This window comes from Corynebacterium sp. HMSC077D03, from assembly GCF_001808545.1.
Classification (GTDB): Bacteria; Actinomycetota; Actinomycetes; order Mycobacteriales; family Mycobacteriaceae; genus Corynebacterium; species Corynebacterium simulans.
In genome coordinates this window covers 196,115-209,096 of sequence record NZ_KV793706.1, presented here as the reverse complement: position 1 = coordinate 209,096, position 12,982 = coordinate 196,115, and the positions used below count along the sequence as shown (strand labels likewise).

Below are 12,982 nucleotides of genomic sequence, written 5' to 3'. Positions count from 1 at the left end.
GAATGACTGAACCCCGTAACCGTTCCCGCAAGGTTACCCGCAAGGCGGGCCCACCAGCGGAAACCGAGTCCGCCTCCAACGAGGCGGCTTCGCCGGTTTTTCAGGCACCGAGCAACTCGGAGCCAAAGCAGGAATCCGGCGACAAGAAGTCCAATAGCAACGGCAATTCCGAGAACTCGAACGGCGGCAACCGCCGCTCGCGTTCCCGTGGCTCCCGCGGTGGTCGCGGTCGCGGCCGCGGCGGCAACAACGCCGAGAACAACGGAAATAACAACAACGGCAATAACGGCAACAACAATGGTGGCCGTGGCAACCGCAACAACAACCGCGGCCGCCGCAACGTTCCGAAGTCCATGCAGGGCGCGGATCTGACCAAGCGCCTGCCGCAGCCGCCGAAGCAGCCGAAGGATGCCCTGCGCATTTACGCTCTGGGCGGTATTTCTGAGATCGGTCGTAACATGACCGTCTTTGAGTACCAGGACGAGCTGCTCATCATTGACTGTGGCGTGCTCTTCCCGTCCTCCGGGGAGCCGGGCGTGGACCTTATCTTGCCGGACTTTGGCCCGATCGAAAAGAAGATCGACAAGGTCAAGGCGCTCGTGGTTACCCACGCTCACGAGGACCACATTGGTGCTATCCCGTGGCTTCTCAAGCTGCGCCCGGATATCCCAATCGTGGCATCGCGCTTTACCATCGCCCTGATTGCGGCGAAGTGTAAGGAGCACCGCCAGAAGCCGAAGTTCGTTGAGGTCAACGAGAAGTCCGACGTGAACTACGGTCCGTTCCGTCTGCGCTTCTGGGCAGTTAATCACTCCGTTCCGGATGCACTGGGCATCATGCTGGGCACCCCGGCTGGCAACATCATCCACACTGGTGACATCAAGCTGGACCAGACCCCGCTGGATAACCGTCCGACCGACCTTCCGGCGCTGTCTCGCTACGGCGACGAGGGCGTCGACCTCATGCTCTGCGATTCCACCAACGCGAACATCCCAGGCGTTTCCGCATCTGAGGGCGATATCCCGGCTACCTTCCGCCGCTTGGTCTCCAATGCCAAGCAGCGCGTCATCATTGCGTCCTTCGCCTCGAACGTCTACCGCGTGCAGGCGGCTATCGACGCCGCCGTTTACGCTGGCCGCAAGGTCGCGTTCAACGGCCGTTCCATGATGCGCAACATGGAAATCGCCGAGAAGATGGGCTTCCTTAAGGTTCCGCGCGGCACTATCGTCCCGATCGATGAGGCTGCCAAGATGGCACCGCACAAGGTCCTTCTGATTACCACCGGTACCCAGGGCGAGCCGATGGCGGCACTGTCGCGCATGGCGCGTCGCGAGCACCGCCAGATCACCGTTCGCGATGGCGATCTGATCATCTTCTCTTCCTCCCTGATTCCGGGTAACGAAGAGGCCGTCTACGGTGTGATGAACATGCTCTCCCAGATTGGTGCCGAGGTTGTCACCAACAAGGAGGCTAAGGTTCACGCTTCCGGCCACGGCTACGGCGGCGAGCTTTTGTTCCTCTACAACGCTGCACGTCCGACGAACGCTATGCCCGTCCACGGCGAGTGGCGCCATCTGCGTGCGAACAAGGAATTGGCTGTCTCTACTGGCGTCGCCCGCGACCGCGTAGTTCTCGCCCAGAACGGCGTCGTTGTAGACCTGCGCAAGGGTCGCGCCGAGGTCGTTGGCCAGATCACGGTGGGCAACCTCTACGTCGATGGTGTTTCCATGGGTGACGTCGATGCCGATACCTTGGCAGACCGCACCAACCTGGGCGCTGGCGGCGTTGTCTCCATCACCTGTGTCATCGACAACCGCACCTCGCGTCTGCTCGAAAAGCCAGCGGTTTCCACCACGGGCTTCTCCGACGACGACCGTGGAATCGTGCCAGAGGTTGCCGAGATCGTGGAAAACACCATGAACGATCTCGCTGCCGAAGGTGAGAACGATACCTACCGCATGGTCCAGAAGGTCCGCCGCAAGGTCACCAAGCTCATGGATTCCAAGTACAAGCGTGAGCCGGTCATCCTGCCGACCATCATTCCGACCAACTCTGGTCCGTTGCTTGCAGACGACGATGAGGTAGAGGCTTCCCGCGAGTCCCTTTAGAATCTTTTTAGAATCCTTTAGGTTTGGCAGCGCGTATCGAGCCGCCTTGTTCGCCTGACGGCGTGTGCCCCAGCAGTCTATGCTGGGGCACATGTCGTTTTCTTCTGCTGAGCGCGCCAAGCTGGTGACGCTATTTCATAAGCTCGGACCAGACGCTCCCACCCTCTGCCAGGGCTGGAGCACCCGCGATCTAGCTGCCCACCTGTGGGTGCGTGAGAATCGTCCCGACGCTGCGGCGGGCATGCTGGTCCCACAGCTTGCCGGCCGTCTCGACGCCGCGATGGAGCAGGCGGCTGCCCGCGATTTCACCGAGCTCGTCGATGACTGGGGGAGGGGAGCCGGACGCGCCAACCCAATGCGTCTTGTTGACTCCAAGATCAATCTCACCGAGCACTTTGTCCACCACGAGGACGTGCGCCGGGCCAATGGCATGACTGAGCAACGCGAGTTCTCCGCGGTGGTTTTGGGCGAGCTGCATAAGGCTCTGAAAATGCTCGCGCCACGCATGCTGAATAAGTCTTCCAAGCCGGTCGTGTTGTATCCGGAGAACTTTGGCCGTATTGTCGTCGCGGACGATAGGAAGGTCGCCGATCGCGGCGATGACGTCGTCCGCGTGATGGGGCCCGTTCCAGAGCTCGTGCTGTGGGTCTTTGGCCGCGATGCTTGCTCGCTGAAAATTGAGGGTGACGTAAGCGCCGTCGTTAGGTCAACCCTCTAGGCTAGATATAGCCGCGTACGTCCTGCGGGTAGCCCCGCGGGCCCGCAGACGCATCATTAACTAAGGAAAATACTTCCTCGAAACCCGTGTGGCGTATGTGATTAGTGGGGTGTGGGCTACTAGAGTGGCTGGCATGTCTGTCAAAAACGCACCGTCACGCGCCTCGCATCGCGGCCGCTCCGGCAAGGGGGCGGCCCGTCCTGCGAATCGATCGCGCCCCTCGGGGCGGTCTGGAGCGGCCAAGTCCACGTCGCGGAATGCGGCAGAGAACCTGACGCTTACTTCCGCCAACCGCGCTGCTGATCCCTCTTATGAGCGGACCGGCAGCGCATTTCGTGCTGTCGGGCGTGGCCTAAGTGCCGCATTCGGTGCCACCGCGCGTGGCATGGGCGATATGACGCGCGGCGTTAGCCGCGGTTTTGGCAATCTGCGTCCGAGTGACGGCGGGGCAGAAGGCTATGAAGAATTCGCATACGACGATGCAAGGGAGCCAGAGGAAATTTCTACTCGCGGCAAACAAAAGAAAAACAAGGTGACCCGCGCAAAGGCCACAGAAGATCGCGCAGCGCGCGAGCATGAGCTCGATGAGCATCCGGCAACTGCTCCTGATGCAATCGCGCGCGAAGAGCGCACCATCCAGATTTCCAACCCAGATGCCGTTGCTTTAACACTTATCGGCGTAGCCATCGTCTTGGCATGCGCGGTTTGGTTCGACATCGTTGGCGTTATCGGCGCCTATCTCACCGACGCCGTGCGCTATGTCATCGGCGCGGGCGCTTACGTCTTGCCGGTCGCCCTGATCGCGCTCGCCATGGCGCTGATGATGGGAGTTTCCGGCGTAGCTGGTCGTCTGCAGCCCCGCGTAATGGGCGGCATCGGCCTCATTGTTGTCTCGATGCTGGGCCTAATTCACATCTTCGCCGGTCTGCCCAAGCTTTCCTGGCATGATAACGCGGCTGGAGACGCCGGCGGTGCCATCGGCTTTGCCGTAGGCCAGCTTTTGGAGGCAGCATTTTCCGCCTACGTCGCCGTGCCGCTGCTGATCCTGCTCATCATCTACGGCGCTTTGAACGTCACGGGCATCACCTTGCGCCAGGCCTTCGACTACCTCTCTGCGCTCTTCAACGACCTGATGGCGGGCCTGCGCGAGAAGAAGGCCGAGCGTTATGACGACTATGACGAGGACATCGACGACGATGTCTATGGCCACGTCGACGATGACATCGAAGACATTGCCGAAGGCCGCGAGCGCACCCCACGTGATAAGCGCCAGCAGTCGCAGCCACGTCGCGCGCGGCGCCAGGCCCCACGCCGCTTGGCGACGCCGATGGATAACTACCCGGCAGATTACCAATCGGCCAACCCGCCCACCGTGTCCTTCGATTCCGCGAACACCAAGCCGGCTGCCCAGGAAGAAGAGCAAGCATTGCTTGACGAGGCCGGCCAGCCCACCGAAGTCTTTTCTAACCCCGCGCCAGTCCAGCACGGCCGCCCAGACTTCGCTGGCTCCCGCAACATCGAGGACACCGACGAGTTCCCGGCCGTGCGTGATGAAGAGCAGACCACCGTTTTGCCTTCTGCACCGCAGCGTCAAGAATCTGCACAGCCGACTCAGCAGCCGGTCCAGCAGCCGGCCGCAGAACCTGCGGCTCAGCCTGTAGCCAAGAAGGCGTCGCCAAGCGCTGCTGGTGCCGCCGCTGCCGGCGCTGCTGGTGCGGCCGCAATGGACGCTGCTTCCGACGTTGTTTCTTCCGCACACGCGGAGGCAGTGCGCCTGTTCCAGCAGCGCTCCGGCCGCGATGCGGCGACGGGCAAGTCCGTGGAGGAGCCTGCTGCGCAGCAACAGGCCGCGCAGGCCCCTGCAGCGCAGCAACCGGCCGCCGCACAGGTTGGCGCGATGGGCAACGAGTCCGACTACGACCTGCCTACCACCGCATTGTTGACCGCGGGCAAGCCCACCAAGGCCCGCACCGAGGCCAACGACCGCATCATCGAGGCGATTACCGATGTCTTCGAGGAGTTCAAGGTCAATGCTCAGGTCACCGGCTTTAGCCGTGGCCCGACAGTCACCCGCTACGAAATCGAGCTGGGACCAGGCGTGAAGGTCTCCAAGATTACGAACCTGCAGTCCAACCTGGCCTATGCCGTGGCGACGGACAACCTGCGCCTGCTGACCCCAATCCCGGGCAAGTCTGCGGTGGGTATCGAGGTTCCGAATGCAGACCGTGAGATGGTGCGCCTGCGTGACGTTCTGGATTCCCCGGCCATATCCAGTGATGAGGACCCAATGCTCATCGGCCTGGGCAAAGACATCGAGGGCGAGTACTCGTCCTATTCCGTGCAGAAGATGCCGCACCTGCTCGTCGCCGGCGCCACCGGTTCCGGTAAGTCGGCCTTCGTTAACTCGATGCTGGTTTCCCTCCTGACGCGCGCGACCCCGGAGCAGGTCCGCCTCATCCTCGTTGACCCGAAGATGGTGGAGCTGACTCCTTACGAGGGCATCCCGCACCTTATTACGCCTATTATCACCCAGCCGAAGAAGGCGGCGGCGGCCCTGCAGTGGCTCGTCGAGGAGATGGAGCAGCGCTACATGGACATGAAGGCTGCCCGCGTGCGCAAGATCGAGGACTATAACCGCAAGGTCATCTCCGGCGAGCACCAAGCGCCGCTCGGCTCCGAGCGCGAGATGCGCCCGTACCCGTATATTGTCTGTGTCGTGGACGAGTTGGCCGACCTTATGATGACCGCGCCAAAGGAAATCGAGGAATCCATCGTGCGCATCACTCAGAAGGCGCGTGCGGCCGGCATCCACTTGGTGCTCGCAACCCAGCGACCTTCCGTGGACGTGGTCACCGGTCTTATCAAGACCAACGTTCCTTCCCGCTTGGCATTTGCTACCTCGTCCCTTACGGACTCCCGCGTCATTTTGGACCAAGGCGGTGCAGAAAAGCTCATCGGCATGGGTGACGGTCTCTTCATTCCGCAGGGCGGCCGTCCGGTGCGTATGCAGGGCGCTTTCGTCTCCGACGAAGAAGTGCAAGCGGTTGTCGACGCCGCGAAGGCCCAAGGCCAGCCCAACTACACCGAGGGCGTTACCGAGGAAAAGCAGTCCGAGGCGAAGAAGGAAATCGACGACGATATCGGCAAGGACATGGACGATCTGCTCGAGGCAGTCGAGCTGGTTGTCACCTCCCAGCTGGGGTCGACGTCGATGCTACAGCGCAAGCTGCGCATCGGTTTCGCCAAGGCGGGCCGCCTGATGGATCTCATGGAATCCCGCGGCGTCGTGGGCCCATCCGAGGGCTCCAAGGCCCGTGAGGTGCTGGTCAAGCCGGAAGAACTCGACACCATCATCTGGATGATCAAGGGCGCCGACCCAGCAGAGGCACCGAAGGAAATCCAGGACGAGATGGCGCAGGCTGAATCGGCGGAAGATTCTTCCGCCGACGATGCCTCCGCCCCAAGTGGCGAGGACACGCGCACTGTCCAAGCGACGTATAACCCGTCCTCCGGCGCCTTCTAGGCAATAAGTTTCTCGCCCCACCGCAGCCATTGCGGTGGGGTATTAACTTTTGTGTAAGATAGTACAAGTCTTGGAGGGGAGTACCCCGTTCCACAGCGATGATCGTCAACACGGCAACTCCGCAGGGAAATGAGTTCCCGGTCTCGCTGGCTCGCAGTAGACGAGTTGGGGGAGACCTCCGGTCAAATCTTTTCTTACTCGACCGGAGGATATTTCTATATGCATGTCCCTTTGTGGATTTGGATACTAACCATCGCCGTCATCCTCGGCTTTTTCATCTTTGACTTCTTGAGCCACGTGCGTTCGCCGCACGAGCCCTCCATGAAGGAATCCGGCTTCTGGACCTTGTTCTATATGGGCATGGCCGTCATCTTTGGCGGCATCGTGTGGGCGTTGTGGGATCATGAGCACGCCATCCAGTTCTTTACCGGTTGGATAACCGAACAGGCGTTGAGCGTGGATAACCTCTTCGTGTTCGCACTGATCATGGGCGCGTTCAAGATTCCGCGCCGCTTCCAGCAAAAGGTGCTGCTCATCGGCATCGTCCTGGCTTTGGTATTCCGCCTCATCTTCATCATGCTCGGTGCTGCGATCATCCAGGCGTGGTCCGACGTGTTCTATCTCTTCGCCATTTTCCTCATCTACACCGCGGTCAAGCTCATCGTGGACGAGGTCACCGATGCTGAAGAGACTGACCCGAATGACATGCTGATCATCAAGTGGCTGCGCAAGGTCATCCACGTCACCCCGCGCTACCACGGTGACAAGCTGACCCACCGCGAGGAGTCCGGGTCAAAGAAGGGCAAGCTGGCATTGACGCCTTTGTTCGTGGCACTGGTCGCCATCGGGCTTATCGACGTCATGTTCGCCTTCGACTCCATCCCAGCGATCTACGGCATTACTTCGGAGCCGTTCCTGGTCTTTAGCACCAACGCCTTCGCGCTAATGGGCCTGCGTCAGATGTTCTTCCTCATCGATGGCCTGCTCGAGCGCTTGGTTTACCTGCCTTATGGCTTGGGTATCATCCTGGGCTTCATCGGCATCAAGCTGCTCTTCCACGCGCTGCACGAGAACAACCTGTCGTTTATCAACGGCGGTGAAAACGTGGAGGCTATCCCGGAGATTCCGACCTTGGTCTCCCTGCTCGTCATCGTCGGCGTGCTGGGGCTTACCGTCGCGGCTTCTGTCCTTAAGAACAAGCGCGACGAAGCGCAGGGCGGCATCACCGTGTCCCACAACCACTACGACTGGGACGAAGAGGGCAACAAGATCGTCCGCACCAAGTCGGGCGAGCTCGTCGGTAAGGCAGCCGATCTGCCAGAGACCGAACTGCCCTAACCTTTAAGCAAAAGAGTTAATCACCGGGTTCCACTCGCGGAATGCGCGCGCAGTAACAGCGCCGCAGACAAAGAATGGATCTTGGTCCATAATTTTGATGGCTTCGGCAACCTCGGTGGCCTCATCGGCAAATTGCAAAACGATGAGCGCACCGCCCTTGGAATCAGTAAAGGGGCCGGAGCCTAAAATTATGCCCTTTTCATTTAGATCACCGATGAATTCGCGGTGCGCTGGGCGGTTTTCCGCGATGGCCGGGTTTTGCGGGTTGTATTCGTAGCTGACTGCGAAGTATTTCATGAACTTATCTTAAAGAGATGGGGGAGTTTGCCGCAGCGGCTTCAATAGGACAGGTAGGATAAAATCCGTGAATCACTCTAGGGCTCGGCAGAAAACGGCGGCGGCGTCGGATGTAAATCCCCACGTTTCCAACTGGAATCTACCCAATATTCTGACGAGCTTGCGCATCTTATTTATCCCCGTATTCGTCTGGTTGGTGCTGGCCGGCCACGACTGGTGGGCGTTTGGTGTATTCGCCGCGTTAATGATTACGGACAAACTCGATGGCGACATCGCCCGTTCCCGTGGCCTCATCACCGACTTCGGCAAAATCGCCGACCCTATCGCAGACAAAGCCTTAATGACCGCGGCCTTCGTCTGCCTCAACATCATCGGCGCTTTGCCGGTATGGGTTACCGTGGTCATCCTTGTCCGCGAATTCGGCATCACCTTCTGGCGCATGGCCCTTCTACGCCAGGGCAAGGTCGTCCCGGCGTCTAAAGGTGGCAAGCTCAAGACCGTCCTGCAGTCCCTTGCCGTGGCGATGTACCTGTGCCCGCTGCCGAGCTGGATGGACATTCCTTCCTTCGTGGTCATGTTTATCGCCGTCGTGGTCACTGTGGTCACGGGCGTGCAGTACCTCATCGACGGTAGGAAGCAGAACTCCTGATGTCTGCGCCCGCGCTTGTCGATGCCCTGCGCAACCGCCACCAGACCGTATCCTTCTGCGAGTCCTTGACTGCGGGCCTAGCGGCGGCCACGCTCGCTACGGTCCCGGGGGCGTCGGCAGTCTTGCGCGGTGGATTAGTAACTTATGCCACCGAGGTGAAGTCTCACTTCTTGTCGGTTCCGGTGGAGGAGTTGGAAGCCCAGGGAGTGGTCTCAGCCGAAACCGCGCAGGCGATGGCCGAGGCTGCGGTGCGCGAGACCGGCGCGGACTGGGGGCTATCGCTGACAGGCGTGGCAGGACCTGACCCGCAAGAGGGCAAATCCGCGGGAACGGTCTTCGTGGGCATCGTTGGCCCCGGGGTTCCTGCCCATGGCATACAACTGGAGCAGCTATCGGGCAGCCGTAACGCGATCCGTGAAGCCGCCGTGGAAGAGGTCTTGAGCCTGCTTCTATCAACTTTGAAAGAAAAATAGGATTTTCGGGAACAAAGCCGGCCGCAGCGCCGTTGTACAGATTGATGAACACTACTACTGCACTTCTTGAAAAGCCTTTCAACGCCTCGGCAGGTGCTGTTGAGGCTCCCAAACGCGCGCCGGAGCCGCTGCTGCGTGAGGCTCTGGGGCTGACCCTTCGCGCATTCCGCGCCGACAAGGGCGTGACCCTGCGCGAACTTGCTAGCGTCGCGCGTGTTTCCCCAGGCTACCTTTCGGAGCTCGAGCGCGGCCGCAAGGAAGTTTCCTCCGAGCTTTTGGCCTCCGTCTGCCACGCTCTAGAGGTCAGCGTTTCTGACGTCTTGATTGAGGCTGCAGGTTTCATGGCGCTGCCGTCCATGGACGAGGAACTGGCAACCACCGCACCTGCTGCTTCGGAGCTTTAAAACTCTCCGCGTCTCACAGTGAACTTTATGCCTTCGGGCACCACAGTGGGGCGCGGATTTCGTTAGTATTGGTGGGGTAACGAAACACTTTTAGTCACGCGTTAAACGCAACTTAGGAAGGCTTAAACACACTAATGGCGAATCCATTTTCCAAGGCATGGAAGTACCTGATGGCACTCTTCGATTCCAAGATCGAAGAAAACGCTGATCCCAAGGTACAGATCGAGCAGGCCATCGAGGACGCACAGCGCCAGCACCAGGAGCTTTCGCAGCAGGCAGCTGCTGTCATCGGTAACCAGCGTCAGCTGGAGATGCAGCTCAACCGCCGCCTGAATGAGATTGAGAAGCTGCAGGGCAATACCCGCCAGGCGCTGGAGCTTGCTGATAAGGCTCGCGCTGCAGGCGATAACACCAAGGCCACCGAGTACGAGAACGCCGCAGAGGCCTTCGCCGCACAGCTGGTTACCGCAGAGCAGTCTGTGGAAGACACCAAGAAGCTCCACGATCAAGCCCTTCAGCAGGCAGAGCAGGCCAAGAAGGCCGTCGAGCGCAATGGCATGGCCCTGCGTGAAAAGGTCAACGAGCGTTCCAAGCTGCTTTCCCAGCTCGAGCAGGCGAAGATGCAGGAGAAGGTCTCCGAGTCTCTCAACTCCATGAACGAGATGACCGCTAACGGCAACACTCCGTCTTTGGATTCCGTCCGTGACAAGATTGAGCGCCGCTACACCAAGGCCCTGGGCCAGGCGGAGCTGGCGGAGAACTCCGTGGCTAACCGCATGCACGAGGTGGAGCAGGCAGGCGTGCAGCTGGCAGGACACTCCCGTCTGGAGCAGATTCGTGCAGAGATGGGTTCCTCCAAGGCTGTTGAGGGCAACTCCCAGCAGGCAATCGAGGGCAACCGCACCGCTGGTTCTGCAGCGGACCAGGCGGCGCAGCCAAACGCCGCTGCTGATGACGCCGTCCAGGCCCGCCTGCGCGAACTGCGCGGCGAGCAGTAGCCTCTAGTTTTAAGAAGACCCTCGAGAGAAGTTCTCGAGGGTCTTTGTGGATCTAGTCGGTATCTAGTCGCCCACGCCGCGGGCTTGGAGTGCCTCGCCCATGGCTCGGGCGCGGCGTATCGAACGGATGACCACCGGAGTACCGAAAGCCAGCAGGGAAGTGCCCGCACCGCGGGCCTTGCGGGCGTCCATGACCTCTTGAACCGTGCCGAGCATCAGCGGCAGGAGGCGGATCGTAAGTGACATCGCCAGGCTGATATTTTCCACCGGCAGCCCCAGCTTGCCAAGAGGCGCGAGCGCCTTCTCAAAAGACTCCATCATCTCCGAGACCTTAGTAGCCAGCGTGAGGAGCACTGCCGCGACGATGGCGGCATAAATGCTAAAGAAAGTGGTCACCGCCGTTTCAAGGTCTTGCTGCCACCATTGCAGCGCCGCCAGCGCCACGAGCAAATAGAGCGGGGGATAAAGCTGGCCCCAAGCCACGCGCGCAGGGATACGCGCGAGCGGGTAGACCGCAAGCGCGACTACCGCGCAGCCCACGGCTACGGGAATGGTCTTTGCAAAAATCGTGGTGCTGATGATGAAAGCGATGAGCACCACAAATTTCACCCACGCCGGCAAGCGGTGGATGAAGGTATCGGCATCGACATAAAACCCAAGCGGAATATTCTGTGGCACGAATGTCTCCCTTTGCTACAACGGGCGGAAATTACAGCGGGCGGGAGGCCATCAGGGAGCGATAGAACTCGATGACCTCAGCGGGCGCGCCGTCGGCAGCAATGCGGTGCTCATCGATGCAAATGGCTCGGTCGAAATCGTGGATGAAATCCAAGTCGTGCGTGACCACGATAAGCTGCTGCTCCAAGCGCGCAAACTCGCGGCGGATGCGGTCGCGGTTGCGCAGGTCCAAAAGAGTGGTGGGTTCGTCGGCGATGATAAGCACCGGCTCCATCACGAGAACCGCGGCCAAAGCCAGCAGCTGCTTCTGCCCTCCAGAAAGCGTATGCGGCGACTGGTCTGCCAGCTCGCGTAGCCCAAAGCGCTCCAGCGCAGCATCCACGCGCGCGTTCCGCTCGGCCTTGCTGAGCTTTAGCCGACGCAGCGAAAAGGCGACGTCGTCACGCACGTTCGGCATCACAATTTGGTTCTCCGCATCGGAGAAGACAAAACCGACCTTGCGGCGGATTTCTTTTCCGTGGCGGGCGACATCCGCGCCGTCGACAAGCACGGTGCCCGAGGTGGGCTCGCCTAGGCCATTGATGAGGCGGGTGAGCGTGGATTTACCGCCGCCGTTCGCTCCAATGATGGCAATGCGCTGCTCAGAAAGCGTGAGGTTTATATCGCTTAAAACCTCTTCCTCGTCGAAAGCGACGCTGACGTTCTGGAACTCGATGGTGGACATTTATGCCTTCTTGGGCTTGCGTCCCATCAGATCCGGAAACGCCGCGTGCACGCCAATCGCGATAACGACCATGACCGCCAGCTTTAGTGCGTCAGGGCCCAGGAAAGGAATCTGCGCGAGTGCGGCCTCGCCCCAGCCCATGCCCGCGCGCAAGGCCATGCCGATGGTGCCGCAGGTGTATTGCACGAGCAAGCTGACGATGCCCGCGAGCGCAATGACGATGCACATGCCGGCCTTGTTGCGCGGGGCGCGGTAAGCAATCGCGCCGCCGATGGCAGGGGAGATGACATAGCCCGCGATGTAGCCCACAGTAGGCCCGGCCAGTGCGCTCAAAACGCTGCGGCCGCCAGCCAGGATCGGTAGGCCAACGAGACCTAGAACGATGAAAATTAGGCCTACGTAGAAGCCACGGCGCCCGCCCAAAATCAGGCCAGCAAGGGTGATGACGGCGTTCTGCAAAACGATCGGAACGCCGGAGACCGGGCTGGGGATCGAAACAAACGCGAAGACAATAATGAGAGCGGTAAAGACGGCAACGTAAGCGATGTCGCCCGCGACAGAGTTCTTCTTCATGTTGGGCAGATTACACGCCTGGCATTGCGGCTGGGAAACTCGCCTTTTGAACGGCGTTCAGGCGGGTGTGTTGAGCAGGGACTGGGGCTTGGAAGTTCGGCCTGTAGGATAGCGGGCATGCGATTGACGGAGTATCACCAACTGATAGTCGATGAATTCGGTGAATCCGAAGGCAAGTGGATAAGTCACTCCCACGTGCTGGCTAAATACGGTGAGACTGCTGACGAGCTCATCGAACGCGGGGTAGACCCAGGCGAGGTATGGGAAGGTCTGTGCGATGATTTTGATGTTCCGGAAAACCGCCGCCTGGGCGTGGACTACCCCACGCTCTAGTTGTTCGAACGCATTCGAAGACCTGTGAGTTAAAACCGGGCGGACACGCGGGGTTTGTATTTTAGTTTCGAACACTTGTGTGTAAGGTGGTTTGGGGTGTCGGGCGTCGGCGCTAGCTTAGCTTTTGCTGCGGAACCGCAGGTGCGGTTGGGCAGTCTAAATCAAT

The 12,982-nt window shown here is 60.1% G+C and carries 13 protein-coding genes; 9 read left to right on the top strand and 4 right to left on the bottom strand.

The features are described from left to right. Window positions 1-2: 2 nt before the first annotated feature. The 4 genes from HMPREF2888_RS11420 (at window position 3) to HMPREF2888_RS11405 (ending at window position 7,687) form a co-directional block, all read left to right on the top strand. Window positions 3-2,108 (top strand): ribonuclease J, encoded by a 2,106-nt coding sequence (locus HMPREF2888_RS11420; protein WP_083296654.1) that lies wholly within the window; start codon window positions 3-5, stop codon window positions 2,106-2,108. 79 nt (window positions 2,109-2,187) lie between these two features. Continuing rightward, a complete protein-coding gene (locus tag HMPREF2888_RS11415; protein WP_070518809.1) occupies window positions 2,188-2,826 on the top strand; it encodes a TIGR03085 family metal-binding protein in 639 nt (212 codons plus the stop codon). Window positions 2,827-2,959: 133 nt separating this feature from the next. Further along, complete coding sequence (locus HMPREF2888_RS11410) at window positions 2,960-6,349, top strand: FtsK/SpoIIIE family DNA translocase (protein ID WP_070518808.1); 3,390 nt, start codon at window positions 2,960-2,962, stop codon at window positions 6,347-6,349. A gap of 219 nt (window positions 6,350-6,568) precedes the next feature. Further along, complete coding sequence (locus tag HMPREF2888_RS11405; RefSeq protein WP_070456461.1) at window positions 6,569-7,687, top strand: TerC family protein; 1,119 nt, start codon at window positions 6,569-6,571, stop codon at window positions 7,685-7,687. A gap of 3 nt (window positions 7,688-7,690) precedes the next feature. On the opposite strand, the gene HMPREF2888_RS11400 is transcribed toward HMPREF2888_RS11405, so the two are convergent. Then, window positions 7,691-7,984 carry a YciI family protein gene (locus HMPREF2888_RS11400; protein WP_070433231.1) on the bottom strand — a complete coding sequence of 98 codons (294 nt, stop codon included), beginning with the start codon at window positions 7,982-7,984 and terminating at the stop codon, window positions 7,691-7,693. Window positions 7,985-8,051: 67 nt separating this feature from the next. Here HMPREF2888_RS11400 and pgsA point away from each other — a divergent pair, with 67 nt between their 5' ends. The 4 genes from pgsA (at window position 8,052) to HMPREF2888_RS11380 (ending at window position 10,508) form a co-directional block, all read left to right on the top strand. Beyond that, window positions 8,052-8,633 (top strand): CDP-diacylglycerol--glycerol-3-phosphate 3-phosphatidyltransferase, encoded by a 582-nt coding sequence (gene pgsA, locus HMPREF2888_RS11395; protein ID WP_070456466.1) that lies wholly within the window; start codon window positions 8,052-8,054, stop codon window positions 8,631-8,633. After that, window positions 8,633-9,106: a CinA family protein gene (locus HMPREF2888_RS11390; RefSeq protein WP_070518807.1), complete on the top strand. Its 474-nt coding sequence runs from the start codon at window positions 8,633-8,635 to the stop codon at window positions 9,104-9,106. Before pgsA ends, HMPREF2888_RS11390 begins: the two co-directional genes overlap by 1 nt. 44 nt (window positions 9,107-9,150) lie before the next feature. Further along, window positions 9,151-9,510: a helix-turn-helix domain-containing protein gene (locus tag HMPREF2888_RS11385; protein ID WP_061923073.1), complete on the top strand. Its 360-nt coding sequence runs from the start codon at window positions 9,151-9,153 to the stop codon at window positions 9,508-9,510. A 134-nt stretch (window positions 9,511-9,644) separates the two neighbouring features. Continuing rightward, complete coding sequence (locus HMPREF2888_RS11380; RefSeq protein WP_061923070.1) at window positions 9,645-10,508, top strand: PspA/IM30 family protein; 864 nt, start codon at window positions 9,645-9,647, stop codon at window positions 10,506-10,508. A gap of 63 nt (window positions 10,509-10,571) precedes the next feature. On the opposite strand, the gene HMPREF2888_RS11375 is transcribed toward HMPREF2888_RS11380, so the two are convergent. From HMPREF2888_RS11375 to HMPREF2888_RS11365, 3 genes are read right to left on the bottom strand one after another with little or no spacing between them, the layout of a single operon-like run. Continuing rightward, on the bottom strand, window positions 10,572-11,186 hold the full coding sequence (locus HMPREF2888_RS11375; RefSeq protein WP_070518806.1) for an energy-coupling factor transporter transmembrane component T family protein: 615 nt from the start codon (window positions 11,184-11,186) through the stop codon (window positions 10,572-10,574). Between the two features lie 31 nt (window positions 11,187-11,217). Further along, window positions 11,218-11,910, bottom strand: coding sequence for an energy-coupling factor ABC transporter ATP-binding protein (locus tag HMPREF2888_RS11370; RefSeq protein WP_070518805.1), 693 nt, complete (start codon window positions 11,908-11,910; stop codon window positions 11,218-11,220). Continuing rightward, window positions 11,911-12,483, bottom strand: a complete 573-nt coding sequence (locus tag HMPREF2888_RS11365; protein WP_070518804.1) for a biotin transporter BioY — start codon at window positions 12,481-12,483, stop codon at window positions 11,911-11,913. Window positions 12,484-12,600: 117 nt separating this feature from the next. Between HMPREF2888_RS11365 and HMPREF2888_RS11360 the strand changes: the two genes are divergently transcribed. Beyond that, entirely contained in the window at window positions 12,601-12,816 is a 216-nt protein-coding gene (locus tag HMPREF2888_RS11360; RefSeq protein ID WP_070456476.1) for a DUF3046 domain-containing protein, read from the top strand. The last annotated feature ends 166 nt before the right edge of the window (window positions 12,817-12,982 follow it).

What these genes read in the sequence shown, in the direction of transcription:
- HMPREF2888_RS11365 (WP_070518804.1), bottom strand. Translation starts at nt 12,483, where the DNA reads ATGAAGAAGAACTCTGTCGCGGGCGACATCGCTTACGTTGCCGTCTTT.
- HMPREF2888_RS11400 (WP_070433231.1), bottom strand. Translation starts at nt 7,984, where the DNA reads ATGAAATACTTCGCAGTCAGCTACGAATACAACCCGCAAAACCCGGCC.
- HMPREF2888_RS11380 (WP_061923070.1), top strand. Translation starts at nt 9,645, where the DNA reads ATGGCGAATCCATTTTCCAAGGCATGGAAGTACCTGATGGCACTCTTC.
- HMPREF2888_RS11405 (WP_070456461.1), top strand. Translation starts at nt 6,569, where the DNA reads ATGCATGTCCCTTTGTGGATTTGGATACTAACCATCGCCGTCATCCTC.
- HMPREF2888_RS11420 (WP_083296654.1), top strand. Translation starts at nt 3, where the DNA reads ATGACTGAACCCCGTAACCGTTCCCGCAAGGTTACCCGCAAGGCGGGC.
- HMPREF2888_RS11370 (WP_070518805.1), bottom strand. Translation starts at nt 11,910, where the DNA reads ATGTCCACCATCGAGTTCCAGAACGTCAGCGTCGCTTTCGACGAGGAA.
- HMPREF2888_RS11360 (WP_070456476.1), top strand. Translation starts at nt 12,601, where the DNA reads ATGCGATTGACGGAGTATCACCAACTGATAGTCGATGAATTCGGTGAA.
- HMPREF2888_RS11390 (WP_070518807.1), top strand. Translation starts at nt 8,633, where the DNA reads ATGTCTGCGCCCGCGCTTGTCGATGCCCTGCGCAACCGCCACCAGACC.
- HMPREF2888_RS11410 (WP_070518808.1), top strand. Translation starts at nt 2,960, where the DNA reads ATGTCTGTCAAAAACGCACCGTCACGCGCCTCGCATCGCGGCCGCTCC.
- HMPREF2888_RS11385 (WP_061923073.1), top strand. Translation starts at nt 9,151, where the DNA reads ATGAACACTACTACTGCACTTCTTGAAAAGCCTTTCAACGCCTCGGCA.
- HMPREF2888_RS11415 (WP_070518809.1), top strand. Translation starts at nt 2,188, where the DNA reads ATGCTGGGGCACATGTCGTTTTCTTCTGCTGAGCGCGCCAAGCTGGTG.